This window comes from Sphingobium sp. PAMC28499, assembly GCF_004795815.1.
In the GTDB taxonomy this organism is placed as follows: domain Bacteria; phylum Pseudomonadota; class Alphaproteobacteria; order Sphingomonadales; family Sphingomonadaceae; genus Sphingobium; species Sphingobium yanoikuyae.
Map to the genome: position 1 here is coordinate 4,748,764 of NZ_CP039248.1, position 25,972 is coordinate 4,774,735.

Here is a 25,972-nt window from a genome sequence, read left to right on the forward strand (position 1 = left end):
TTTTCGCGATTTTTGGGAAAAGCGCATCCCGGCCGACAGCGTAGCGCGTGCAGTCGCCTGCCATCGGCCGGGATGAAGCGTCGTCACCCAATTGGAGAGGGAGGGTGACAACGTTGTCCTGGCCATTAGCGCCATCCCGCCCGGCTTGCAACAGGGATTTGGCACGCTTCGCCGCAAGACATGAAAAAAGCCGCCAAACCCTTGCAGGCTGGCGGCTTCTTTTCCGTCGATCGACTTGCCTCAGCCGCCGTAGAGATTGGTCGGCAGGCCCTTCACGCCGCATTCCACCTCGAAAAAGGCGCCGTCATAGTCGGATTCGGGCAGGCCGATCGCCGCAGAACTGACGAACATGCGGTCGAGGTCGGGACCGGCGAAGGTGATGTTGGTCACCTGCTTGGCCGGCAGTTCGATCGCCCGATCGAGCTTACCCTCGGGCGAGAAGCGGCTGATCCGCGAACCGCCCCAATGGGCCACCCACAAATAGCCTTCGGCATCCACCGTCATGCCATCGGGATGGCCATCGGCTTCGGTGAAGGTGATGAAGGGCTGGCGATCATGAATCGTTCCGTCCGGGCCGCGGCGGAAGCGATACATGATCCGGCGGCCGGTATCGCTATGATAGAGACATTCGCCACAGGCCGAGAAGGCCGGGCCATTGGGCACGCGATAGCCATCGTCCATCACCGTGACCGAACCATCGGGATCGAGGCGATAGAGCGCGCCGACATCCTGCCCTTCGGCCATGTCCATCGTGCCGCACCAGATGCGGCCATCCTTGTCCGCCTTGCCATCGTTCATGCGATTGCCGGGCAGATGCGGTTCGGGATCATGGATCGGGGTGATCGCCAGCGGGTCCAGCGTGAAGCTGGCAAAGCCGCTCTGGAAACCGCCGATGAAGCCGCCCTGCGCCCGCTCGGCCACCCAGCCAAGCGGTTCGGGCATGGCCCAGCGCGACACCCGGCCATCGTCGAGCGACAGCCGGTTGAGCGCCGGGGCCAGGATATCGACCCAATAGACCGCATTTTCACGGGCGGACCAGAGCGTCCCCTCCCCCAGCGTGTCGCGGATCTCGCCGCGTTCGATCTTGCGCCAGGCGGTCATGTCAGCGCTTCACCGACAGGCGATAGACCATCTGGTGATGATAGGGCTTGCCCGGATCGACCCGCGCCGAAACGAAGCTCGGCTGGTTGGGCGAGTCGGGGAATTTCTGCGGCTCCAGCGCGATGCCGTCGCCCATGCGATACACATGGCTGTTCTTGCCAATGAAGGTGCCGTCGAGGAAATTGCCGGTATAGAATTGCACGCCCGGCTCGGTGGTCAGCACTTCGAGCACACGGCCCGACGCCGGATCTTCCAGACGCGCCGCCAGGCCCGGCGTCTTGGTCAGCCCCTTGTCGAGCGCGAAATTATGATCGTAGCCACGGCCCGCAATGATCTGCGCATCATGGCCATCGCGAATGCCGTCGGCAACGCGGCGACCATTGCGGAAGTCGAACACGCCGCCTTCCACCGGCTTCAGTTCGCCGGTCGGGATCAGATTGGCATCGACCGGGGTATAGGCCTTGGCCGGGATCGTCAGCACATGGCCCAGCGCGCCGTCGGTCGAGCCTTCGCCGCCCAGGTCGAAGATCGCATGGTTGGTCATGTTGACGATGGTCGGCTTGTCGGTCTTCGCGTCGAACGCGATGCCCAGATTACCGCTCTCGTCCAGCGTGTAGGTGACGGTGACGTCCAGCTTGCCGGGATAGCCCGAATCGCCATCGGCGCTGACCAGCGACAGCACCAGCGTCGCGACCGGGCCGCTCTTGACCGACACGACCTTCCACACCTGCTTGTCGAAGCCCTTGCCGCCGCCATGCAGCGAATTGACCTTGTCGTTGAGCGGCAGCTGATAGGCCTTGCCGTCGAGGCTGAACTTGCCGCCGGCGATGCGGTTGGCATAGCGGCCCACGGTCACGCCGAAGAAGTTGGGATGGTCGACATAGCCGGCCAGATCGTCATAGCCCAGCAGCACGTCGGCGCTCTTGCCGTCCTTGTCCGGGCCGGACAGCGACTGGAGCGTTGCGCCATAGCTCAGGATCTTGGCCGACACGCCATGGCTGTTGCTCAGCGTGATCGTCTCGATCGCGGTGCCGTCCGCCAGCTTGCCGGCGGGCGCGCGGCTGGCATCCGCCGCCATCGCCGTGCCGCTTGCGAGCGACAGGGCCAGTGCGTATGACAGCGCTGTTTTCAAATCGACGACCTTTCGCATGGACTTCCTCTCGTGAAACCTACGCCCATTGACGGGCGGTTACGGGGGATATACTCCGACAAAATAAGCGGACGCAACCCTTGATCGGTCTCGTCAGCTAGTGGAACTGCACTGGAGAAGGATGAATGGCAGGACCGATTTCCTCAGGCGCTGCGCCGGTCGCAACGCATAACCCCGGCACGCGTTATGGGCCCGCGCTCGCACTGCTGGCCAGCCTCTTCTTCATGTGGGGCTTCATCACCGTCATCAACAACACGCTGCTGCCGCATCTGCGCAGCGTGTTCGAGCTGAGCTATACCCAGACGACCTTGATCGAATCGGTCTGGTTCATCGCCTATTTCGTCGCCTCGATTCCCTCGGCCAAGCTGATCGAGCGGGTCGGCTATCAGAAGTCGCTGGTGATCGGCCTGCTGATCATGGCCGCCGGCGCGCTGGGCATGACGGTCGCCGCCTCCATTCCCTCCTATGGCGTGACCCTGGTCATGCTGTTCGTGATCGCCAGCGGCATCACGCTGCTGCAGGTCGCCGCCAACCCCTATGTCGCGGTCGTCGGCAAGCCGGAAACAGCCTCGTCGCGCCTCAATCTGGTGCAGGCGATGAACTCGGCCGGCACGATGCTGGCCCCGATGTTCGGCGCCTATCTGATCCTCGGCCGGTCGAAGGCCGGCACGGCGCAGGGTGAAGTCGTCCTGACCCAGGCCGAACGCCTGGCCGACGCCCAGTCGGTGATCCTGCCTTATGTGCTGGTCGCGATCGTGCTGGTGGTGCTGGCCTTCGTCATCGCCCGCTTCCCCTTGCCCGCCATGGGCAGCGCCACCTCGCGCCTCGCCAAGGAAGAGCGCAAGAAGCATTCGCTCTGGTCGCACCGCAACCTGGTGTTCGGCATCCCGGCGATCTTCATCTACCTGATCGCGGAAATCGGCGTCGCCAACCTGTTCGTCAATTTCGTCAGCCAGCCCACCATCGCCAACCTGACCCATGAGCAGGCCGGCAATTATCTGTCGCTGCTGTGGGGCGGCATGATGGTCGGCCGCTTCGCCGGTTCGGCGATCATGCAGAAGTTCGACGCGGGCCATGTCCTCGCCGCCTTCTCGGTCGGCGCCTTCATCGTGATGATGGTCACCGTCTTCACCACCGGCCCGGTCGCCATGTGGTCGCTGATCCTGGTCGGCCTGTTCCACTCGATCATGTTCCCGACCATCTTCACCCTCGGCATCAAGGGCCTTGGCCCGCTGACCGAAGAAGGTTCGGGCCTGCTGGTGATGGCGATTGCCGGTGGCGCACTGGTCGTGGTGCAGGGCTGGATGGCCGACCATTATGGCCTGCAGACCAGCTTCCTGCTGACCGCCGCCTGCGAACTCTATGTCCTCTTCTACGCCCTGTGGGGATCGAAGACGACGCAGGCGCTGCCAGAGCCGGAACTGCACTAAGCGTCAGGCTTGGACCCAAACAGAAAAGGCCGGGGTGGATCGCCACCCCGGCCTTTTTCTTTAGGTTGTTTTGTTAGCTACCGCACCGGCCCGCACCCCCACCCGGCCACCCAGACATGGTATCCTGATGGGAGGCCGAGTGGGGTTCAAACGAGTCACGTGCCTCGTTTGAAGGCTGGTGCGGTTCTTGCAAATGCGCTCTTCCGCGCATTTTTCGTCAGACGCCTCAGCGCCCCATCGTGCTCGCCGTGTCCTCCAGCGCCAGGTCGACCAGCACGCCCATCGCCTCGGCCGCCGCGACCGGATCGCCCGCCGCGATCGCGTCATAGACGCGGACATGGTCGGGAATCGGGTTGCGCGGCAGGGCACGGGCGCGCTGCTTGAACTGGGTTGTCCAGTTGACCGCAGCGCCGATACTGGCAGTCAGCGTCAGCAAGGCATCATTGCGCGTCGCGTTCAGGATCGCATTGTGGAAATCGCGGTCGGCCGCGCGCCCTGCCTCGGTCGCCAGCGTATGGCGGCGCATCGCGGTCAGCGCATCCTTCATGATGCGCAGATCCTCCTTGTCGCGCCGAATCGCCGCCAGCCGCGCTGCTGCCGGCTCGACGATGGCACGCAGCTCGAACAGGTCGCGCACGAACTGGATGTCGGGTTCGCCGGCAAAGGCCCAGGCCAGCACTTCGGGGTCCAGCAGGTTCCAGCGATTGCGCGGCAGCACGCGCGTGCCCGCCTTGGGCCGGCTTTCCACCAGCCCCTTGGCGGTCAGCACCTGGATCGCCTCGCGATAGGCGCTGCGCGATACTTCCAGTTCCTCGGCAAAGGCGACTTCGCCCGACAGCGTGTCGCCGGGCTGATATTGGCCGGACAAGATCGCCATGCCCAGCTTGTGCGCGATCGCGCCATGCAGCCGGCGGCCGGGGCCGCGCGTCGGCTTGGCCGCCCCTCCGCCATTGTCCGCCCCTGCCCCATTTCCGGGCGGCTTCCCCTGTTCCATTCACGCTCCTCTCGGCCTGCCCCTCATCAGGCATGGCTCTTCTTAAAAGACAATCATTGCCATTACCATCTTCCTGTAATATGTCGGAGTAATTAAGGGATGGAAAGGGAAAAGGCGGCCGCCATTCGGCTGATTGCCCGACCTTTCCAGGCAGCGCGCCAGCATGGCGCAAAGCGGGATTGTCTAGCCAATACCAGCGCCATGGATCGGCGCGCGGGAGGAGAGTTTTTCATGACATTGCGTCTGTTGCAGCACCGCGCCGAAAACGGCGTCCGGTCCGTGGTCGCGGCCGAAGGTGACACCGCCCATTTCGTTCCCGGTTTCAACAGCATCCGCGCGCTCGCGCTGCATGCCATCGACCGCAAGATCAGCCTGGCCGAAGCGGTCGCCGCCGCAGGCAAGGGTGATGCTGTCAACATCGCTGTCGCTTTCGAGGCCGGCGAACTGCTCGCCCCGATCGACCATGAGGATGGCGCCCATATCCAGCTGACCGGCACCGGCCTCACCCATCTCGGCTCGGCCGAAGGTCGCGACAAGATGCACCGCGAAGCGGCCGCTGCCGAAAAGCAGACCGATTCGATGCGCATGTTCCTGGAAGGGCTGGAGGGCGGCAAGCCCGCCGCCGGCCAGACCGGCCAGCAGCGCGAATGGTTCTACAAGGGTGACGGCTCGCAGCTCGTCGGCCCGACCGATCCGCTGACCATGCCCGCCTTTGCCAAGGATGGCGGCGAGGAACCGGAAATCGCCGGCATCTACATCATCGGCTCCGACGGCATGCCCTATCGCCTCGGCCTCGCGCTCGCCAACGAGTTCAGCGACCATGTGACCGAGCGCCACAATTATCTGTGGCTCGCCCACTCCAAGCTGCGCCAGGCCTCGCTTGGCCCGGAACTGCTGGTCGGCACCCCGCCCGAGCATATCGAGGGCACCAGCCGCATCCTGCGCGACGGCCAGACCATCTGGGAAAAGCCGTTCCTGTCGGGCGAAGGCAATATGTCGCACAGCTTCGCCAATCTGGAACATCATCATTTCAAATATGACCTGTTCCGCCGCCCCGGCGACGTCCATGTCCATTTCTTCGGCACCGCCACCCTGTCCTTCAGCGACGGCGTGCAGACGCAGGAAGGCGACGTGTTCGAAATCATCGCCGCGCCCTTCACCCTGCCGGTGCGCAATGCGCTCAAGCGAGCCGAACCTGTCGAAGTGACCGTACAGGCGCTCTGAAGCGATGGACCCGATCCGCATCGCGATCATCGGCATCGGCAAGATTGCACGCGACCAGCATGTCCCCGCCATCCGTGGGAACAGCGCGTTCAGTCTTGCCGCGACGGTCAGCCCGCATGATGCCGGGCTGGACGGCGTGCCGCACCATGCCAGCCTGGACGAATTGCTGGAACAGGGGCCGGCCGTCGATGCGGTCGCGCTCTGCACCCCGCCCCAGGTCCGTTACGACCTGGCGGCGCAGGCCCTGGCCAAGGGCATCCATGTCTTCCTGGAAAAGCCGCCCGGCGCGACCCTGGCCGAAGTGGCCGCACTGAGCGCCCGTGCCGACAAGGTCGGGGCCAGCCTGTTCGCGGCCTGGCATTCGCGCTTTGCCGCCGGCGTCGCTCCGGCCCGCGCCTGGCTCGCCGAGCGGCGGATCGACAAGGTGTCGATCATCTGGCGCGAGGATGTCCGCGTCTGGCATCCGGGCCAGGCCTGGATCTGGCAGCCCGGCGGCCTCGGCGTATTCGACCCCGGCATCAACGCCCTGTCGATCGCGACCCATATCCTGCCGCGCCCCTTCTTCCTGAAGGACGCGACCCTGGTGCTGCCGGAAAACCGCGCAGCGCCGATTGCCGCCGACATGCTGTTCCGCGACACCGCCGGCGCCGAAATCCACATGGATCTCGACTGGCGCCAGACCGGCCCGCAAAGCTGGGACATTATCGTCGAGACCGATGCCGGCCCCTTGAAGCTCAGCCATGGCGGCGCCGTGCTGTCGCTGCCCAGCGGCACCGAGCATGGCGAGGATATCGAATATGCCGGCCTCTACAGCCGCTTCGCCACATTGATCCGCGGCGGCCGCAGCGATGTCGATACCGACCCGCTGCGCCTGGTTGCCGACGCCTTCCTGCGCGGCAAGCGGGAAACCACCGACGCATTTCACGACTGACATTCGAGAGGAGAGAGGAATGTTGAAAGCCCTGCGCCGTACCACGGCCGCGCTGCTGCTGTGCGCCACCGCGCTCGCCCCAGCCGCGCACGCCCAGACCGGCGGCAAGCCGACCACGGCGACGATCCATGCCGACCAGCCCGGCGCCGTCTATGACAAGCGCGTCTTCACCCAGTTTGCCGAGCATCTGGGCAATGGCATCTATGGCGGCCTGTGGGTCGGCAACGACAAGTCCATCCCCAACACCAACGGTTTCCGCAACGACGTGGTCGCCGCGCTGCGCAACCTGTCGGTACCGGTGATCCGCTGGCCCGGCGGCTGCTTCGCCGACGAATATCACTGGCGTGAGGGCATCGGCCCCAAGAAGGACCGCCCGGTCAAGGTCAACACCCATTGGGGCGGCGTGACCGAACCCAACACCGTCGGCACGCACGAATTTTTCGAGCTGCTGCGCCAGGTCGGCGCCGAAGCCTATATTGCCGGCAATGTCGGCAACGGCACGCCCCAGGAAATGGCCGAATGGGTGGAATATATGACCGCGCCCGCCGGCAGCCTTGCCGAACTGCGCGCCAAGAACGGCCATAAGGAGCCCTGGGCCGTTCCCTATTTTGGCATCGGCAACGAGCTGTGGGGTTGCGGTGGCAACATGCGCCCCGAATTCGCCGCCGACGAAACCCGTCGCTACGCCACCTTCGTCAAGGCGCCGGCCGGCACCAAGATCATGAAGGTCGCCGCCGGCGCCAATGTCGACGACTATAACTGGACCGAAACCATGATGCGCGTCGCGGGCGACAAGCTCGATGGCGTCTCGCTCCATTATTATGTCCATCCCGCCGGTGGCTGGCCGCCGCGCGCACCCGCCGTCGACTTCGACGAAAATGGCTGGGCCGACGCACTCAACGGCGCGATGCACATGGACGAACTGATCACCAAGCACAGCGCGATCATGGACAAGTACGACCCCAAGAAGCGCGTCTTCCTGGCGGTCGACGAATGGGGCGCCTGGTATGCCCAGGATCCGGGCACGCATCCTGGCTTCCTGCGCCAGCAGAACACGCTGCGCGACGCGCTGATCGCCTCGATCCATCTCGACATCTTCGCCAAGCATGCCGACCGCGTCCGCATGACCGCGATCGCGCAGATGGTGAACGTGCTGCAGGCGATGATCCTGACCGACGGCAAGAAGATGGTGCTGACGCCCACCTATCATGTCTTCGAGATGTACAAGCCCTGGCAGGACGCCACCGTGCTGCCGATCGACATCCAGACGCCCTGGTATGCGAAGGATCAGTACACGATGCCGGCGGTCAGCGGCTCGGCGGTCAAGGGCAAGGACGGCAAGGTCCATGTCGGCCTGTCGAACCTCGACCCGAACCAGACCAACACCGTCACCGTGAAGCTGGACGGCCTCAATGCCGCCAGCGTCACCGGGCGCATCCTGACGGCGTCGGCGATCAATTCGCATAATACGTTCGACGCACCCGAAGCCGTCAAGCCCGTCGCCTTCACCGGCGCACAGGTCAGCGGCGGCACGCTGACCGTCGCGCTGCCGCCCAAGTCGGTGGTCGTGCTCGAACTGCAATAAGGCTTTTCGCCAACTGGGTGGGCGGCTCCTCGGGGCTGCCCGCCCATTTTTCGTTTCCGATAATTTGGGGAGAGGCCGGCAGATGCGGCAGACCATCATCATCTTGGCAAGCCTTGCCCTGCTGGCCGGCAGTGCGATTGCGCAGGCGCCAACCGAGCAGCCCGCCACCACGCTCAACGACCGCCTGACCGGCGATCTCGTCCCCACCCATGATCCGGTCATCATCCGCGAAGGCGGCACCTATCATGTCTTCAGCACCGGGCATGGCGACCGGCTGATCGAGACGCGGACCTCGCCCGACCTTGTCCACTGGACCGCCGGCAAGCCCGTCTTCACCGCCCTGCCCGACTGGGCCAAGCAGGCGATCCCCGGCAGCAACGGCATGTGGGCGCCCGACATCAGCTTCGTGAACGGCCGCTACCGCCTCTATTATTCGGTCTCCACCTTTGGTTCGAACCGCTCGGCCATCGGCCTTGCCACCAGCCCGACACTCGACCCCAAGGCGAAGAATTTCGGCTGGCGCGACGAGGGGCTGGTCGTCATGTCGACCAGGGAGGATGATTATAACGCGATCGATCCCAATTTCATCATCGACCGCGATGGTCGCCACTGGCTGAGCCTCGGCAGCTTCTGGACCGGGATCAAGCTGTTCGAGCTGGATCCCAGGACCGGCAAGCCCAAGGATCCCAAGGCCAAGCCCCATGCGATCGCGCGTCGCCCTGCCCCCGCCGGCGGCCCCGCCCCGGTCGAAGCGCCCTTCATCATCGACCATGGCGGCTATTATTGGCTGATGGTCAGCTATGACTATTGCTGCAAGGGCGTGAACAGCACCTATTACACCGTGATGGGCCGCTCCAAGGACATCACCGGTCCCTATCTAGGCAAGGACGGCAGCCCGCTGATGGAAGGCGGCGGCAGCATCTTCCTGCGCGCCGACCTGCAGGAACAGCAGCGCTTCCGCGGCCCCGGCCATGCCGGCTGGCTGCATGATCGCGATGGCAAGGACTATGTCGTCTACCATGCCTATGACAAACAGGCGAACGGCGCCCCGACCCTGCGCATTGCGCCGGTGCGCTGGGGGGCTGACGGCTGGCCTGTTGCCGATTATTGATCCAATTGTCTGACTATCGCCGCGTCCCGCCGCGGCATCAGGAGAGAGAAGAATGAATTTCGCCCTGTCCCGTCGTCTGTCCCGCCGTGGCTTCCTTGCCAGCACCGCCGCCTTGTCGGCCGCGCCGATCGCCGCCCGCGCCGGTGCCGCCGCTCCGGCCGTTGCCGCCCCGGTGCCGGTCAATCCGCTGGTCAAGCAGCGCGCCGACGCGCAGGTCTTCCTGCACGATGACGGCTATTATTACATGACCGGATCGGTGCCCGAATATGACCGTCTGGTGCTGCGCCGCTCCAAGACCCTGGCCGGCCTTGCCACCGCCGAGGAGGCGGTGCTGTGGCGCCATGAGGCAAGCGGCCCGCGCTCCGGCTTCATCTGGGCGCCCGAACTCCACCAGATCGACGGCAAATGGTATATGTATTTCGCCGCCGGCCCGAGCGGCGGTGGCGACGACGTGTTCCGCATCCGCACCTATGCCGTGGTGTGCGACGGCGCCGATCCGATGGCCGGCAAGTGGAGCGTGCTGGGCGAATTCCAGGCCCCCTGGGACAGTTTCAATCTCGATTCCACCAGCTTCGTCCACAAGGGCGTGCGCTATTTCGCCTGGGCCCAGAAGGAACCGGGCATCAACACCAACAGCAATCTCTACATCGCCAAGCTCGAATCGCCGCTGAAGCTGGCCGGCAAGGCGACCCGCCTGACCGTGCCCACGCTCGACTGGGAAGTGCGCGGCTACAAGGTGGCCGAAGCCCCCGCCGTCCTGCATCGCAATGGCCGTCTGTTCATGACCTATTCGGCCAGCGCCACCGACGCGCGCTATTGCCTGGGCATGCTGACCGCGGACGAGAATGCCGACCTGCTCGATCCCAAGAGCTGGACCAAGTCGCCCCAGCCGGTGTTCAAGACCTGCACCGAAACCAGCGTCTATGGCCCCGGCCACAACAGCTTCACCGTGGACGAGAAGGGCCGCGACATCCTCGTCTATCATGGCCGCGACTATGAGGCGATCCAGGGCGACCCGCTGTTCAACCCGGACCGTCACACCCGCGTCCAGCGCCTCTATTTCCAGGCCGACGGCACACCGGACTTCGGCGTGCCCGTGGGCAACGGCGCCATGCCCGAACGGTTCGTCTCGGCTGCCGATCCCAAGGCGCTGCTGGCCCATCAGGGCACGGAGCTGATCGCGGGCAATCCCGCGCTCGCCCAGACCCAGTTCCGCCAGTCGCCCGGCCGCGCCGGCGCGAAGAGCGTGATGCTCTCCCCCATCCTGCTGCCCGATCATTATCTGGTCGCGGCGAAGGACGGCACGGTCAGCCTGATGAAGGATGATCGCAGCGCCGATTTCGCGCTGCGCAGCCAGTTCGTCCGGTTCGAGGATGCGGCCCAGGGAACGGTCCGCTTCGCGACCATCGCCGTCGCCGGCAAGCATCTCGCCGCAATCGACGGGCGCATCGGCCTCGCGCGCAGCAAGGATCCGCGCACGCAATGGTACGCCGACTGAACGCGACTCGCCGAGTCTGACAAATAGGGCCATGGGCTCGCGCCGCCAAAAGCCGCGCAAGCCCATGGCCTTTCGGCCTTTTATGGCCTGAAACGCCCGAAAAACCGGGCCAGAATCGCTGCGGCAAATTTGCAACATGGGTGCCACGTAGCGCAACCCCTGCCCAATATTTCACTTGCGCTTCTCAGCATGTGGAAATAATTAGTCCGAGTAATTCGTGGGCATGGCAACGGGCCAGCCCCTTGGGGAGGACTTGAAAATGGCTATCCGGCCGATCGCACTCTGTTCTGCGTCGCTTGTCGCGCTGACCCTGTCGGGCGCCGCCTTCGCGCAGACTGACGCCGCTCCGCAGACCGTTACCCAGGAAGCACCGACCGAAGATATCGTCGTCACCGGCGTGCGCGCGTCGATCGTCGGCGCCCTGAACGTCCGCAAGGAATCGACCCAGATCGTCGATTCGATCGTGTCCGAAGACGTCGGCAAATTGCCTGACAATAATGTCATCGAAGCGCTTCAGCGCGTAACCGGCATCCAGGTCACCGACCGCGCCGGCGGCGAAGCGGCGACCATCACCATTCGCGGCCTGACCGATCCGTTGACCACCCTTAACGGCCGCAACATCTTCACTGCCGCCGGCACGTCCTTCGCCCTGCAAGACATCTCGGCCAACCTCGTGAAGCAGGTCGATGTCTACAAGACCCGCTCGGCCGACCAGCTCGAAACCGGCCTGGCCGGCCAGATTGACGTGCAGACCCGTCGCCCGCTCGACTTCGATGGCTTCACCATTTCCGGCCTGGCGCGCGGCGTCTATTCGGAACTGGCGGACAAGTTCAATCCGAACGTCGCGCTGCTGGTCAGCGATCGCTGGGAAACCGGCATCGGTGACATCGGCTTCCTGATCAACGGCAGCTACACCCGTGCCCATTATCGTAACCAGAATCTCCAGGCCGGCGCCATGGTGCCCTTCGCCACCGAGAATCCGCCCGAAGGTTCGGGCCTGACCCCGCTGCAGCGTATCTTCCCTGGCGCGACCAACGAGAATTGGACGCCGGGCCTCGACGCCGGCCTGCCGACCGCACCGGGTTCGACACTCAACATCAACGGCGTCGAAACGCCCTATTATCTGTCGCGTGACGCCGTCATCGCGTCCGACCTCTACGGCAAGCGCGAGCGTCCGTCGGTCAATGCTGCGCTCCAGTGGGCGCCCAATGACAGTTCGGTTTACACCGCCGAGGTGTTCTACACCGGCTTCCGTGGGGAAACCTTCAACAGCCTGCACTTCAGCTTTGCCGACTGGTGGGGCAACCTGCCCGCCGACGTGGCCAACAGCTTTGAACTCTATGATGGCACCAACATCATCAAGTCGCGCCAGATGGGCGCGGTCGCCGGCTTCAACAGCGGCGACATGGCGACCAACAAGACAGACAGCTATGTCTATGCGCTGAACGCCAAGTGGGACGTGGGTGAGCGCGGCAAGATCGTCGCCGACATCGCCTATCAGGACAGCAAGAACGAAACCTCCTTCTTCGCTATCCGTACCGATCGCGGCCCGCTCGACATCGACGTCGATTTCAACGCGGGTGGCGGCCTGCCTGCCTACAGCTTCGCCAATCAGGGCGTGCTGACCGACGCAAGCCAGTGGACCGTGGGCAACCTGTTCGACAGCGGCACCAAGAACACCGGCAGCGCCCTGACCATGATGCTGGACGGCGAATATAAGTGGGATGAAGGCTTCCTGCATCGCATCAAGGCCGGCTTCCGCTTCGATGATCGCAATGCCGATTCCTACGTCCGCGATCAGGGCGCCGGCGGCCTGCCGGGCATGACGCTGGCGGCCTTCAGCCAGGGCACTCCCTTCACCAACAGCGGCTTCTTCGACGGACGCGCAGACATCCCGACCAGCTGGGTGCTGGCTGACCCGCGCAGCATGGACAAGGATGCTGTCCGCAGCCTCTATCGTTCCGTAGCCCCCGGCCTGTTGCTGTCGGACGAAATGACTTTCGGCCATGTGTTCGGCATCAACGAAACCAATCTGGCCGCCTATGTCATGGCTGATGGTGAAGTCGAAATCTTCGGTCGCCCGCTGCAGCTTCAGGCTGGCGTGCGCTTCGTTGCGATCGACACGCTGTACGACTATTTCGACCGCGGCAATAATTTCGCCCGCACCACCGTGTCGACCGGTTCGGAAAAGTTCCTGCCGTCCTTCACCGCGCGCTATAATCTGACCGACAATCTGCGCATCCGCTTCAACTATGGCGAAACGCTGCGCCGTCCGGCCTTTGGCGACCTCAACCCCAACCTGGCGCTGACGGGCGATCTCTCCCGCATCGGCTTCGGCTCGGGTTCGTCGGGCAACGCCAATCTGCGTGCGACCCATTCGAAGAATATGGACCTTGCGATCGAATGGTATTTCGAACGCAACAGCGCCATCTATGCGACCGCTTTCCGTCGCAAGATCGACGGCCTGGTCGTTCCGCTGACCGTGCGTGAGTTCATCCCGAACAACTATCTGCCGCGCAACGAAACCTATACCGAATATTTCAACATCACCCGGCCGGAAAACGCGTCGAACGGCACGCTCAAGGGTGTGGAACTGGGCCTCACCTACTTCCCGTCCTACCTGCCCTCGATCCTCGACGGCCTGGGCTTCACCGGCAGCGCGACGATCCTGGATTCCGAACAGACGATCCCGGTCGTCAACAATGAAGGTGAGATCACCGGCACCGCCAAGTCGGCCTTCTTCGGCGTGTCGAAGCTGTCCTATAACGCCACGCTGGCCTATGACAGCGGCCCGGTCGGTGCCCGCCTGTCCTACATCTGGCGCAAGGGCTTCCTGAACAACAATGAAGGCCGCTCCTTCGCCAACCCGATCGGCATGTGGCGCGCGCCCGAAAAGAGCCTGGACTTCCAGCTGACCTGGAACGTCAATGACGATATCGGCGTCACTTTCGACGCGGTGAACATCACCAAGGCGAAGCAGCAGAACTATTACAAGTTCGGCGATGTCGGCAATCCGACGGAGTTCAACTCCAGCACGCTGCTGATTGATCGGACCTTCGCTCTGGGTGTTCGCTTCAAGTTTGACTGAGTGCCCGATGGGGCGTGGCGTCTCCTCGCTGCGCCCCATTTTCATGGCGGTCGTTCCGGGAATCCTCTCCAACTCCCCGGAACGGCCGCCATATTTGTTTCAGGATATAGGGAGACGGACGATGCGCGCGATGAGGATGCTTCTGCTGGCAGGGGCTGCCATGATCGGCATGGGCGCCGCCTCTCCCCGCTCCGCCGGCCTCGACACCCATGCCATCGCTGCGCAGCGCTTCGGCAATGACGCGCCCTGGTATCAGGATCGCATCCCCTTCTTCGAATCCGCCGACCCGAAGATCGACGCCGTCTATTATTATCGCTGGCAGCTCTATCGCGGGCATCAGCGCGATCTGGGCGAAGAAGGGTATATCACCACCGAATTTTTCGACGATGTCGACTGGCAGCGCCATCCCTATGCCAGCCTCAACGACGCGACCGGCTTTCATCTGGCCGAAGGTCGCTGGCTGAACGACCGGCGCTTTGCCGACGACTATATCCGCTTCATGTATCGCGGCGGCAATGACCGCCACTTCACCGACTATATGGCGGACTCAGTCTGGGGCCGTTACCTGATCGATGGCGACAAGGCAGGCGTGCTCGAACATCTGCCGGTGATGCGCCACATCTATCGCCTGTGGGACGAGAAGTTCGACTTCGACAAGGGCCTCTATTTCGTCGAGCCGCTGCTCGACGCGACCGAATATACCGTATCCTCGATCGACGCCTCGGGCGGCAAGGACGGGTTCCGGGGCGGCGACGCCTTCCGCCCCTCGGTCAACAGCTACATGTATGCCAATGCCCGCGCACTGGCGAAGATGGCGACCATGGCCGGCGACACCGCCATGGCGCAGGAATATGAAGCCCGCGCGCAGGCGCTGAAGGACCATGTCCTTGCCGACCTGTGGAGCGAGAAGCTCGACCATTTCATCGACCGGCACCAGAGCCGCAAGAATCCGCACGTCAAATATTGGGATCCTATCCGCAACCGCGAACTGGTCGGCTACCTCCCCTGGATGTTCGACCTGGTCCCGGACGAGGCGAAATATGCCGGCGCCTGGGCGCATCTGCTCGACCCCGCCTCGCTCGCCGGCAAGGCGGGCATGCGCACGGTCGAGGCCAATTACGAATATTATATGCGGCAATATCGCTATCTGGGCGACGCGCCCGAATGCCAGTGGAACGGCCCGATCTGGCCCTATCAGACGACTCAGGTGCTGATCGCCATGGCCAATCTGCTCGATCATCATGCTCAGCAGGGCCCGGTGACCCGCAGCGACTATATGCGCCTGCTGCGCCAATATACCGCGCTCCACTATCAGGGCGACCGGCTCGATCTGGAGGAGGATTATCATCCCGAGACCGGCAAGCCGATCGTCGGCCTCGACCGCAGCCATCATTATTTCCATTCGGGCTATAACGACCTGATCCTGGGCGGTCTGGTCGGCATCCGTCCGCGCGCCGACGATGTGCTGGAGGTGAACCCGCTGCTGCCCGATGCCGGCGATCCGCAGGCGCTGGCCTGGTTCCGGGCGCAGGACGTGCCCTATCATGGCCATCGCATCGCCGTGACATGGGACGCGGACGGCAGCCATTATGGCCGGGGCAAGGGCCTGTCGGTTGAGGTCGACGGCAAGGAAGTCGCCCGGCGCGAAACGCTGGGCCGGATCGAACTGCCGGTGGCGCGCGTCGCCAATGCGCCCGTCGCCCGGCCGATCAACCGCGCCGTGCAACTGGTGCGCAGCCAGTTCCCGATGGGCAGCGCGTCGAGCAACACCGACCCCGAAAATGTCCATGACGCGATCGACGGCCGCACCTGGTTCTTCCCCGAACTGCCCAATGGCTGGTCCTCCGCGCCCGGAGAGGCCAACCAATGGTATGCCATTGACCTGGGCAAACCCGTGTCCATCGGCCGCGCCGAACTCGCCTTCTTCGCCGACGGCAAGCAGTTTGCAGTGCCGCAATCCTATCGCCTGCAGGCCATGGTCGATGGCCAGTGGCGCGATGTCGCGACGCCCAAGGGTGCGCCGCTCGCCAATGGCGTGACCGACCTGCGCTTTGCCGGCCGCGCCGCGCGCCAGTGGCGGGTGCTGATGCGCCAGCCCCAAGGCAAGGCGATCCGGCTGGCGGAGGTCAAGCTGTTCGACCGCTGAATTGGCTATGGCCCTGGATCGTGACGCAGCCTAAACGGACCGTCGCCCTGTTCAGCAAGCTGTGTTAGGGCGGATCGATCGGCGGCCCGGCACTGCAGGCCGCCAGCAATAAAGGGCATGATGGTGACAGCGGCTGGCGAGCTTCGGTTTCGCTTTCGATTGCTCGGCGATTTCCGCCTGATCGACGAGGCGGACGGACGCGACCATAGCCCGCGCAGCCGCAAGGCCTGTGCCCTGCTCGCCCATCTCGCGCTGGAACCCGATCGCCGCGCCAGTCGCGACCGGCTGGTCGGCCTTCTATGGAGCGACCGAGGCGAGGTGCAGGCCCGCGCCAGCCTGCGCCAGGCACTGACCGACCTGCGTGCGCATCCGGCCGCCCCGCTCATCCATATCGAACGGCGTGACCTGCATCTGGCAGAGGGTGGCTTTTCCAGCGATCTGGGCGAGATACTGGCCTGCGCCGCCGCCAACGACCTGAACGGACTGGCCCGTATCCTGGATGGCGCAGGCAGCGCGATACTGGACGGGCTGGAGGGGCTGGATCGCAGCTTCGACGACTGGCTGATGATCGAACGGCAACGCTGGCGCGAGCGCATCGTCCAGGATGTGCTGCACGCCGTCGAGCGCAATGGCCAGGACGATCTGCTCGACCTGCGCCGTGCGATCCTGACCCAGTTGCAGCGGCTCGACACCGGCGATGAACGGATCGCCCGGCTCGGCATGGCGCTCGACCAGAAGGCCGGCGACCATGTCGCGCTCCACCGCCGCTACCGCCAGTTGGAGACCGGGCTGCAACGCGATCTGGATGCCCGCGTGTCGCCCGACACCGAAAGGCTGCTGCGCGAACTGACGACGGTCGGATCGGTCATCGCTCCCGCCCCGCGCGCGACCGCCGCGCCCGCCATCGCCACGATCCCGCAGGCCAATGTCGAGCCGCCGATCCTGGTGATCGCCCCATTCAGCCTGATTGGCGATGGCGGCCCGGACGGCGCCCTGCTGACCAGCATCTGCCATGACGATCTGCAGACCGCCCTGGGCGGCATGCGCGACCTGCGCATCCTGTCGGTCGACGCGCCATCGGCCGAGCGGATGAAGGCGGCCGCCCCCGCTTCGATCGCCAGCTATGCGCTGGACGGGTCGGTCCGCGCCGACGGCGATGGCTGGCGCATCAACCTGCGCATGACGCGGATCGACAGCGGCTTCCTGGTCTGGACGCGCCAGTTGACCGTGCGCCAGGGCGAATTGCTCGCCGCGATCGACGATCTGGTCGCCCGGATCGCCGGCGCCATCCTGCCGGTGGTCGAACGCGATGTCGGCAAGCTGATGGAAGGACGCGTGCCCAGCGGGTCGGACGCCTATCCGCTCTATTTCACCGCCCGCGCCAAGATATTGGCCGCCGCCAGCCTGGTCGAGGTGCAGGAAGGGGCCGACCTGCTGGAGCGCGCGATCCTGCTGGAGCCGCGCCTGACCAATGCCTATCTGCAACTGGCGCGCCTCTACAACACCGATTTCATGCAGTTGATGGCGGGCCATGATGCTGCGCCGCTGCGCGCCCGCGCCTTCGACCTCTGCACCCGTGCGGTCGCGCTGGAACCCACCCATGGCGGCGTGCAGTCGCGCCTCGCCTGGTGCTATTTGCGGCGCGGCGACATGAAGCAGGCGATGCAGGGATTCATGACCGCGCTCGACCTGACGCCCTTTCACGCCGACGGCATCAACGAGATCGGCTTCGGCCTCGTCCATCTGGGCGAGATGAAGGAAGCGCAGCGCCTGATCGCCCGCGCCTTCGAGCTAAACCCTTTCCCGTCGGACGAATATTTTTCCGATCTCGCGGTGCTCTACGCCCTGTCCGGCGAACATGGAGCGGCGGAAACCCAATTCGAGATCGGCCGCAACCGATCGATCCATTATCTGGCGGTGCGGGGCGCCAATCTGGGCATGCTGGGCGGCGCGAAGCAGGCCGCCCCGGTGATCGACGAACTGCGCCAGCGTTTCGCCAGCCTGTGGCAGGGCGACACCCCGGCCCGCGACGCCGATCTGGTCGACACCATGATCCAGTTCCTGCCGCTGCAGGGGCCGGCCGAACGCAGCCTGTTCCTGACCGGGCTGGAACAGGCCGGATTGCGCATCACGCCGCGCTGATCTCCGCGCGCAGGCTGCGCAGGAAGAAGCTTTGCGGCGGCGGCGCGACACGCGGCGCGACCACCGGGCCCGCAATCGCCCGCAGCAACAGCTCCGCATCCTTGCGCTTGAGGCTAAGCCCCTGATCGATCGGTGGCAGGTCGCGCCCGGTCGCCTGGCGGAAGGCGTCGCCGATCAGCGCCCAGCTGCGATCGCGGAAATTCATCCGCCGCGCCAGCCGCAGCAGCAGCGCGCGGTCGCCTGCCGCCATCTCCACCTGCGCGATCGCATGTTCGGCATCGACCAGCGCCAGCGTCATCGCGCGATGGCCCAATTCTGCCGGCGCATGACTGACCATCACCGCATCGTCCCGCTCGATCTGCCCCGTCCTGTAAGCCTGCGCGATCGCGCCGATGCCGACCATGCCGAACGGCGCCAATTCCGCCGCGCGCAATGCGCCCAGGCTGGCCGCGCCATAGACAGCAATGCCCTCGGCCATCACCTGGATGATTTCCTTGTGCCAGACCGACGGCGTGGTTTCGAACAGTCCGTCGATCAGGCCGATCGCGGCCGGTCGTTCGATCGCGGCGCGCAGCATGTCGCCGCGCCGCGCCGGCCCGCGCAACGCGACACCATCGGGCAAGGCCATCGCGGAACCGCCCAGGCTCGGCCCGGCAAAGACGATCGCATGCCTGCTCATGCCGGCTCCATCGCCACCTGCATCGCGCCCGTGCGCGATGGCCGGTCATGATCGCCAAAGGCCGGCACCAGCAGCTTCACCACATCGATGCCAAGGTCGGGCCGGGTCAGGTCATGACAGGCGACCGGCCCTGCCCCCACCATCGCACAGCGATCGAGCAGCCAGGCCAGATCATCCTCCGCCCCGTCATGCGCCACGGAGGGCACCGCCGACCAGGGCCGGGTTGCCGGCGCGAAATCGAGCATCGCCAGCAGGAAGCCCTGCCGCTGCTGCCCGGCATCGCGATAGCGCGCCGGATCGATATCGTCGCGCGCACCGGCGATCAGCGCGGCACGGGTCTGCGCCGCCTCGCAAATGGCGCGAGCGAGTGCGACGCCGGCATCGGGATGGCATCCCGCCCCCATTGCCGGCGGCAATTGCACGCTGCGGGCCACACCGCGTTCCGTGATGGCGCAGCCGATCACCGCTGCGCCGATCGGACCGGTCATGTCCCACAAGGACAGCGACAGCCCCGCGCGCCGCACCCGTGCGATCAGGCTGCGCCCCAGCCGGTCGGTCACGCTGTCCAGATCGATCGCGCTTGCCCGGCGCGCACGCAGCCCCTGTTCCAGCCAGCGGGCATGATCCTCGCGCTCGATCAGCTCGCACAGCGCCGAACAGCGCGCCTCGGCCGGGGTGTTGCCGGATGCCAGCCCATTGCTGTTGGGCCACAGATCGGGTTCGGCCGGCACGGTGAAATCCATCGTCACCAGCCCATGGGGTATCCGCATGGGTCGGCCGCTCAGCAGGTCGATCGCCTCGACCCAGCCGCGCGGTCGGGCCGGATCGAAGGATGCGCCCTGCTTGTCAGCCCGCGCCATCTGGCTCCAGAGCCGGGCTTCGCCGGCGTCGGCACAACTGTGGCTGCTGGCGGGACAGGTTTCGGCATGGTGCAGCTCAATCGCTTCCATCAGCGCGGAGACGCGGGCGGCATCGGGCGTAGCGCCCTTGCCCTGCGACACCGACAGCGAAAGTGACAAGGGACGCACCGCCTGGAATACGGGGATGCCGATGCGATCCAGACCGGTCACATCGGCAAGCCGCGTGACACCCAGCGCACGGGCGACAGGCGCGATCCGTGCGAGGGTGTCGGCAGGACGGCGGGAGCGATGCGCCCCACGCCGAAACATCTTCATGGGCGCGATCGGCCTCAGGCGAAGTCGGCCTTGCCCGACCCGATCTCGGCAAAATAGGCGCGGGTGGCGCGCTGCTGCCCCGGCAGGGCGACCGCATCCAGAACCGGCCCATCGGTGAACAGGCCGGCCACGCCGGCGATCGCCGCCTTGGCATCATCGCTGTCATCGTCGGCGGCCAGATAATGGACCTGCTCGACAAAGGCATAGCCAACGACCTTGTTCGGATCGGCCGGGTCGGTCAGCTTGATGACATAATTGGCGTCGGTGTCGTAGGATTCAGCCATATATACCCCCATAGTTCGTGACGGATCAAAAGTAGGTTGCGGAACCGTAATGACAAGCAGGGCGAGGACAATAAGGGAAACCCCTATCAACGCCGCACGGAGCATATCAGACATAAGCGAAGGGTTCGACTGAGCGCTTCACATACATGGCCTTGCCGTTCGGGCTGACCGACACGCCCCAATAGCATGCCTCGCCCATCCCCGGTTCGATCGAGATGCGCACATCCTTGCTCGGCAATTCCACCTGCACCGGATCATTGCCGGCCGGCAGGCTGAGTTCCAGCGTGTGGGCGACGCCGATCTTGGCGCGGGTCTTCACATGGTCGAGCCAATGCACCAGCCGGTCGCCGATCGAGATACGGACGCTGTCATCCTTGAATCCCTGTTCGAGTGCGATGGTGATTTTGCGGAATTCCGACATTGTTGGTCCCCTTTCGGAATGATGGGGCGCACCGCCATGACAGGCGACGCGCCTGTATGAATCAGATACTGAGGCCGTTCGCCTTGAGGGCCAGCATGCGCTGCATGTCCTGGCCGAGGTTGAAGCCGCCGATGACATCGCCCGCCCGAACCGCGTCGAAGCCCAACCCCGCCTGGCGCAGCGCCGGGGCAACCCCGCCATCCAGTGCGCGAGCGAGCTTGCCCGCCTCGCGCAGGAAACGGGTATGGCCGACGGCATTGACGGCGGCATCGGCGCTGCCCTCGGTCGCGATCGCCAGCAGGTGGCGTGCTTCCTTGAGATCGGCGTCATAAACCTCGATGCGGCGGGCGGCCGCAGCAGGGGTCTCACCGGGCCGTGCCCGCTCATCCACCTGCAGCAGCTTATATTCGTCGGCCAGCGGGCCGGCGAGCGCGATCGCCGCCTGGCGCGCGAGCGGATGCTGGCGCATCCGCGTGGCCGCCCGCAGCGCATCGACCGCCGACCCAACCCCGCGCGTACCGTTGACGGCCAGCACCTGGCCGACTTCCGGGGTGAAGATATCCTGCGCCAGCCGCTCTTCCTCGCGGCTTTCGGGCGGCTCCACCTTCACCTCCAGCGGGTTGGAGATGACGGCCCGGCCATCGACGACCAGCATCGCCTGGATGGTGTAGCGCCCCGGTTCGGTCATGTCCCAGCCATTGCGGCCGGCGCCGACCAGCACACTGTCATACAGCGCCTCACCCTGACCCAGAATGATTTCCAGGCTCTCGCCGCAATGGCGCGAATAGGGCGACCATTGGCGCGCGGGCCGGCCATCCTTGCTGATGATCAGGGTCAGGCCGGCCCGTTCCGACAGGCGCGCCGCCGATGCCAGCTTGGGCCGGCCGCTGCGGTTGACCAGTGCCATCTCGACCACCGGCGGCAACAGATAGGGCAGGCGATTGTCGCGGGCATTGACCGACAGGATCAGGCCGAACTCCTCATTGGGGTCCAACGCCACCTGCGAGAAGCCATGCTGGTCGAACCAGTCGGCATTGCCCATCTGCACGAAGCGTTCGGGGCCATGGCGCATGAACAGCAGTTCGGGATCGGAAAAGCGGAAATCGAAATCGGCAAAGAAGGCCGCCTGGCCGCCCGCCACCGCATAGGGATAGTTCATGAAGCTGCGCGCTTCGGGATCGTCGGCCAGCGGAATCCAGGGCGTGCCCAGCGACTTCTGCCAGCTATGCGCCAGGTTGAAGGCATGGCCGACCTCATGCGCGGCGGTCCAGAAGCGCATTCGCCGCACCCAGGCGTCGGGATCGGCATCGCCTGCCGGCGGATGGGCGATGAAGGCGTCGGTAAAGATCGCCGTCCCCTGGCGATGGTTCGACCCGATATCGTCGAACATGATGCCGCCCAGGCTGCTGCCCTGCACATGGAGCGAGGCGAACAGCACCCACAGCGACCATTGCGGCTTGTCGGCAAAGCGCGACCAGTAGATCTGCATCGCATCATGCATTTCCTGGTCGGTCCAGCGCTGGTCGGCGCCGGCTGCGCCGAGCGGGATGGCGCCATTGCCGGGCGCATCGCTGACGTTGAAGCCCGCCCGCCGATAGACGGTGTCGAGGCTCAGCGTCTCGCTGGCCATGGTCGCGGGATGATTGGGATGATCGTGCGTGCCGATCTCCGTCACGCGGGTCGCACCGGCCACCGTGTCATATTCGAACTCGGCCGGACGGAAGCTTGCAGAGCTGAACTGATAGGTGCGCACGAAGCTCGCTGCGCCGCCGCCGCTGAAGGTCGCCTCCACCTTGCGCTGGGCGGCCAGCAGGCTCTTCGTCACCTTGAGGCTGATCTGGGTATGGGGGATGGCGCCGACCTGGCCATCCTTGAACCAGATCTGGCCGCTATAATGATTGGCCCCGGTCCGGGTCAGCGCCGCGACCCAGCTGACGACTGGCCCCAGCGGGCCGGCGCGCGTGCCGCTGACCGTCATCTGCGGATAGCGGCCATCGACGTCCAGCCGCAATTCCTCGCGCGTGTAGAGCGTCAGCGCATTGACATCGTCGTCGAAGCGATCGACCGCACCGGGCAGCGCGCGCGGCATCGGGAAGCGCGGCGAGCGCACGAAATTGTAGCGGCCGCTGGCCTGCACCAACAGCGGCAGGTGCCGCACCGGCCGCAGCTTGGGGTCGATGTCGAAACCGGCCATGTCGGTATCGAGCGCGCTGTCGCCGTCAAAATCGGCGGGATCGAAATCGGCAGTCATCATTCCCTCCTGTCGGCGCGCGTCGGATGCCCGCGCTCGCAGGGTCGGGAATGGCATGGCCAGTGTGAGGCCAGGCGTTGGTCGAACGTGAAAAAAGCGTCAATCCGACCGAAAAATCGCTTTCCGTAGCGTCAATATCAGGAGAATTGCGCCACATCCCGCCGCGATCCCGGCATGCAGCAGCCAGAAGGCAGTGGCCGGCATGCGGGCGTAGAAGCCCCCCACCCAGCCGATCAAAATATTGCCCAGAAAGAAGACGAGATAATAGAGGCCGATCGCCAGTCCGGCCTGACGCGGCGGCGCGGCGCGGGTGAACAGCGCCAGGCTGACCGGCAATATATGGGCGAAGCCGATGCCGTTGAGCAGATGGAAGGCGATCGCCCAGCCAAGCCCCGTTCTGCCGTCCGCACCCGCCAGCGCCGATCCCAGTGCCAGGCAAAGCATGCCCCCGGTCGCAAAGAGCGACCCGATCGTCAGCTTGGCAAGATCACCGGGCTCGGGCCGGTAGCGCGCATAGCGGCGATAGACGAAAGGCAGGCCCGCAAGGATGGCCAGGCCCAGCCCGGCATCAAGGGTGATGAGCCAACTGGTCGGCACGCGCAGCCCGCCCAGCGTCAGCTCCAGATGCGCGTCGCCCCAGATCAGATAGGCGTTGAATATCTGATTGTTGGGCAACAGCGCCACCGCCAGCAGCGGGATCAGCAGGACGATGCCCAGCAGGCCACGCAGATCCTGCCCGGTCATGCGCCCGCGTCCTTTCGATCTGGGGCGATAATCGTCAACCGGCAGATGCCTGCGTCCGGCGAGATAGATGATCGTGGCGATCGCCATACCAACCCCGGCGACGGCAAAGCCGACATGCCAGCCGCGCGTTTCCGCCAGCGTGCCGATCACCAGCGGCGCGGCGATCAGGCCGATATTGATGCCCAGATAATAAAGCTGGAACGCGCCGTCGCGGCGCGGATCGTCACGACCATAGAGCGCGCCGATCTGGCTGGCGAGATTGCCCTTGAACAGGCCGCTGCCCAGCACCAGCAAGCCGAGCGCGGGCAGGAAGGCGGCCTGGACCGCCATCAGAAAATGCCCCGCCATCATCGTCAACGCGCCCAGCAGCACCGTGCGATGCCGGCCCAGCAGCCGGTCCGCGACCAGCCCACCCAGGATCGGTGTCACATAGACGCTGGCGAAATAGGTGCCGACAATGGCGGAGGCGAGCGGCTGGCCGTCGAGCCCGCCATAGAGCCGGCGAAAGACATCGAAGAAAAGCAGGCCGTCGGCCTGTCCCGGCTGCAGCAGATGCTTGACCAGATAGAGGGCCAGCAGCGACTGCATGCCATAATAGGAGAAACGCTCCCACGCTTCGGTGAACAGCAGATAGGCGAGGCCCCGCGGATGGCCCAGGAACGTGTGATCGCCCTGGCTCATGGCTGCGCGCCCGGCCCCTTGTAGATGACGCCGTCCTTCATCACGAAGCCGACCTGGCGCAGCGCGCCGATGCTGCGGGTCGGATCGCCCTCGACCGCGACCAGATCGGCGAGCAGGCCCGGCTTCACCGCGCCCAGCCGGTCGGCGATACCGAACAGTGCCGCATTGCCGCTGGTCGCGGCGACCAGCACGTCGCGGGGCGCCATGCCGGCGGCCGCCATCAGTTCCGCCTCGCGGGCATTGTCGCCATGGGCAAACACACCGACATCGCCGCCCAGGCAGATGGCGACGCCCGCCGCCCGCGCGCGATCCAGCGCCTGGCGCGCCTGCGTCACCGCCGCCGGCGCCGGTTCCGCCCCGGTCCAGCCGCGATAGCGCGCGGTGGCATCGGACGCCGCCAGGGTCGAGCAATAGCCGACATTGTGCGCCTTCATCAGCGCGAAGGTCGCGGCACTGCCCTCATAGCCATGCTCGATCGTGTCGACCCCGGCCAGGATCGCCCGGCGCATTCCTTCGTCGGTGGCGGCATGGGCCGCGACCTTGCGCCCGGCGCTGTGCGCAGCCTCCACCGCTGCGGCCATTTCCGCCTGGGTGAAGGTCGGCCGGCTCGGCTCACCCTTGCCCCAGCGATAGTCGGCATAGAGTTTCACGACATCGGCGCCGGCCGCGATCTGTCGCCGCACCGCCGTCACCAGATCGGGGCCGCCGGCTTCCTCCGCGCCCAACGGCACGACGACGCCCGGCTCGAACCCGCGCGGGCCATAAGCGCCCGGTGCCACCAGCGCACGGGTCGCCACCAGCATGCGTGGCCCGGCGACGATACCCTGCTCGATCGCCTGCTTGAGGCCGACATCGGCATAGCCCGCCCCTTCGGTGCCCAGATCGCGCACGGTGGTGAAACCCGCCATCAGCGTCGCCCGCGCCGACACCGTGGCTCGCACGGTGCGCAGCGCCAGCGGCTCGTGCAGCACCTGATCGTCCCAGCTTGTCTCGTTATAGGGGTGCAGGAAGAGGTGCGAATGGCCCTCGATCAGGCCGGGGAGCAAGGTCTTGCCGGGCAGGTCGATGACGGTCGCTCCGGCCGGCACCACGATCCCCGGTCCGGCCGCCTCGATCCGGTTGCCACGCACCAGCACCGCCCATCCGCGATGCGACGCCGCGCCGTCGAACACGGCATCGGGGCGCAGCAGATAGAGCGCCGGCGCGGCCTCCTGTGCCACGGCCGGCATCGGCGCGACGAACAGAAAGGCCAGCAGGATCAAAAGCCTGTGCATCGATATCATCCCCCTTGACGGGAGGCAGCTTGCGCCGTCCCGCCCCCTTCATTACTCCCCCTC

The 25,972-nt window shown here is 65.4% G+C and carries 19 protein-coding genes; 9 read left to right on the forward strand and 10 right to left on the reverse strand.

Annotation, left to right across the window (positions count from 1 at the left end; genetic code table 11):
- Positions 1–240 precede the first annotated feature (240 nt).
- Both E5554_RS22305 and E5554_RS22310 read right to left on the reverse strand, forming a co-directional pair.
- Positions 241–1,101: an SMP-30/gluconolactonase/LRE family protein gene (locus E5554_RS22305; RefSeq protein ID WP_136188130.1), complete on the reverse strand. Its 861-nt coding sequence runs from the start codon at positions 1,099–1,101 to the stop codon at positions 241–243.
- A 1-nt stretch (position 1,102) separates the two neighbouring features.
- Positions 1,103–2,251, reverse strand: a complete 1,149-nt coding sequence (locus E5554_RS22310) for an aldose epimerase family protein (RefSeq protein WP_136188131.1) — start codon at positions 2,249–2,251, stop codon at positions 1,103–1,105.
- Between the two features lie 125 nt (positions 2,252–2,376).
- On the opposite strand from E5554_RS22310, the gene E5554_RS22315 reads away from it, so the two are divergent.
- Positions 2,377–3,681: a sugar MFS transporter gene (locus tag E5554_RS22315; protein WP_004208494.1), complete on the forward strand. Its 1,305-nt coding sequence runs from the start codon at positions 2,377–2,379 to the stop codon at positions 3,679–3,681.
- A gap of 226 nt (positions 3,682–3,907) precedes the next feature.
- Here E5554_RS22315 and E5554_RS22320 read toward each other — a convergent pair whose 3' ends face one another.
- Positions 3,908–4,675, reverse strand: coding sequence for a FadR/GntR family transcriptional regulator (locus tag E5554_RS22320; RefSeq protein WP_136188132.1), 768 nt, complete (start codon positions 4,673–4,675; stop codon positions 3,908–3,910).
- 231 nt (positions 4,676–4,906) lie between these two features.
- Between E5554_RS22320 and araD1 the strand changes: the two genes are divergently transcribed.
- From araD1 to E5554_RS22360, 8 genes are all read left to right on the forward strand, one after another.
- A complete protein-coding gene (araD1, locus tag E5554_RS22325; RefSeq protein WP_136188133.1) occupies positions 4,907–5,899 on the forward strand; it encodes an AraD1 family protein in 993 nt (330 codons plus the stop codon).
- A 4-nt stretch (positions 5,900–5,903) separates the two neighbouring features.
- Positions 5,904–6,830, forward strand: a complete 927-nt coding sequence (locus E5554_RS22330) for a Gfo/Idh/MocA family oxidoreductase (RefSeq protein ID WP_004208497.1) — start codon at positions 5,904–5,906, stop codon at positions 6,828–6,830.
- A gap of 19 nt (positions 6,831–6,849) precedes the next feature.
- Positions 6,850–8,415 (forward strand): alpha-L-arabinofuranosidase C-terminal domain-containing protein, encoded by a 1,566-nt coding sequence (locus E5554_RS22335; protein WP_136188134.1) that lies wholly within the window; start codon positions 6,850–6,852, stop codon positions 8,413–8,415.
- A gap of 82 nt (positions 8,416–8,497) precedes the next feature.
- Complete coding sequence (locus E5554_RS22340; RefSeq protein WP_136188135.1) at positions 8,498–9,526, forward strand: arabinan endo-1,5-alpha-L-arabinosidase; 1,029 nt, start codon at positions 8,498–8,500, stop codon at positions 9,524–9,526.
- 52 nt (positions 9,527–9,578) lie between these two features.
- Positions 9,579–11,024: a glycoside hydrolase family 43 protein gene (locus E5554_RS22345; protein ID WP_136188136.1), complete on the forward strand. Its 1,446-nt coding sequence runs from the start codon at positions 9,579–9,581 to the stop codon at positions 11,022–11,024.
- Between the two features lie 259 nt (positions 11,025–11,283).
- Positions 11,284–14,112: a TonB-dependent receptor gene (locus tag E5554_RS22350; RefSeq protein WP_136188137.1), complete on the forward strand. Its 2,829-nt coding sequence runs from the start codon at positions 11,284–11,286 to the stop codon at positions 14,110–14,112.
- A 130-nt stretch (positions 14,113–14,242) separates the two neighbouring features.
- Positions 14,243–16,258, forward strand: coding sequence for a discoidin domain-containing protein (locus E5554_RS22355; RefSeq protein WP_247594335.1), 2,016 nt, complete (start codon positions 14,243–14,245; stop codon positions 16,256–16,258).
- 117 nt (positions 16,259–16,375) lie between these two features.
- Positions 16,376–18,400: a trifolitoxin synthesis, TfuA gene (locus E5554_RS22360; RefSeq protein ID WP_136188139.1), complete on the forward strand. Its 2,025-nt coding sequence runs from the start codon at positions 16,376–16,378 to the stop codon at positions 18,398–18,400.
- On the opposite strand, the gene E5554_RS22365 is transcribed toward E5554_RS22360, so the two are convergent.
- From E5554_RS22365 to E5554_RS22395, 7 genes are all read right to left on the reverse strand, one after another.
- Positions 18,387–19,079, reverse strand: coding sequence for a TfuA-like protein (locus tag E5554_RS22365; RefSeq protein ID WP_136188140.1), 693 nt, complete (start codon positions 19,077–19,079; stop codon positions 18,387–18,389). The two genes, E5554_RS22360 and E5554_RS22365, sit on opposite strands and share 14 nt — an antisense overlap.
- Entirely contained in the window at positions 19,076–20,254 is a 1,179-nt protein-coding gene (locus E5554_RS22370; protein WP_136188141.1) for a YcaO-like family protein, read from the reverse strand. The genes E5554_RS22365 and E5554_RS22370 overlap by 4 nt, the downstream gene beginning before the upstream one ends.
- 14 nt (positions 20,255–20,268) lie before the next feature.
- A complete protein-coding gene (locus E5554_RS22375; RefSeq protein ID WP_069337971.1) occupies positions 20,269–20,538 on the reverse strand; it encodes a hypothetical protein in 270 nt (89 codons plus the stop codon).
- 106 nt (positions 20,539–20,644) lie between these two features.
- Complete coding sequence (locus tag E5554_RS22380) at positions 20,645–20,959, reverse strand: hypothetical protein (RefSeq protein WP_004208507.1); 315 nt, start codon at positions 20,957–20,959, stop codon at positions 20,645–20,647.
- A gap of 61 nt (positions 20,960–21,020) precedes the next feature.
- Positions 21,021–23,213 (reverse strand): hypothetical protein, encoded by a 2,193-nt coding sequence (locus E5554_RS22385; RefSeq protein ID WP_247594336.1) that lies wholly within the window; start codon positions 23,211–23,213, stop codon positions 21,021–21,023.
- A 96-nt stretch (positions 23,214–23,309) separates the two neighbouring features.
- Positions 23,310–24,635 (reverse strand): peptide MFS transporter, encoded by a 1,326-nt coding sequence (locus E5554_RS22390; protein ID WP_136188142.1) that lies wholly within the window; start codon positions 24,633–24,635, stop codon positions 23,310–23,312.
- The gene (locus E5554_RS22395; RefSeq protein ID WP_136188143.1) at positions 24,632–25,909 is read right to left on the reverse strand and encodes an amidohydrolase family protein; all 1,278 of its coding nucleotides are present in this window, start codon (positions 25,907–25,909) and stop codon (positions 24,632–24,634) included. The genes E5554_RS22390 and E5554_RS22395 overlap by 4 nt, the downstream gene beginning before the upstream one ends.
- Positions 25,910–25,972 lie beyond the last annotated feature (63 nt).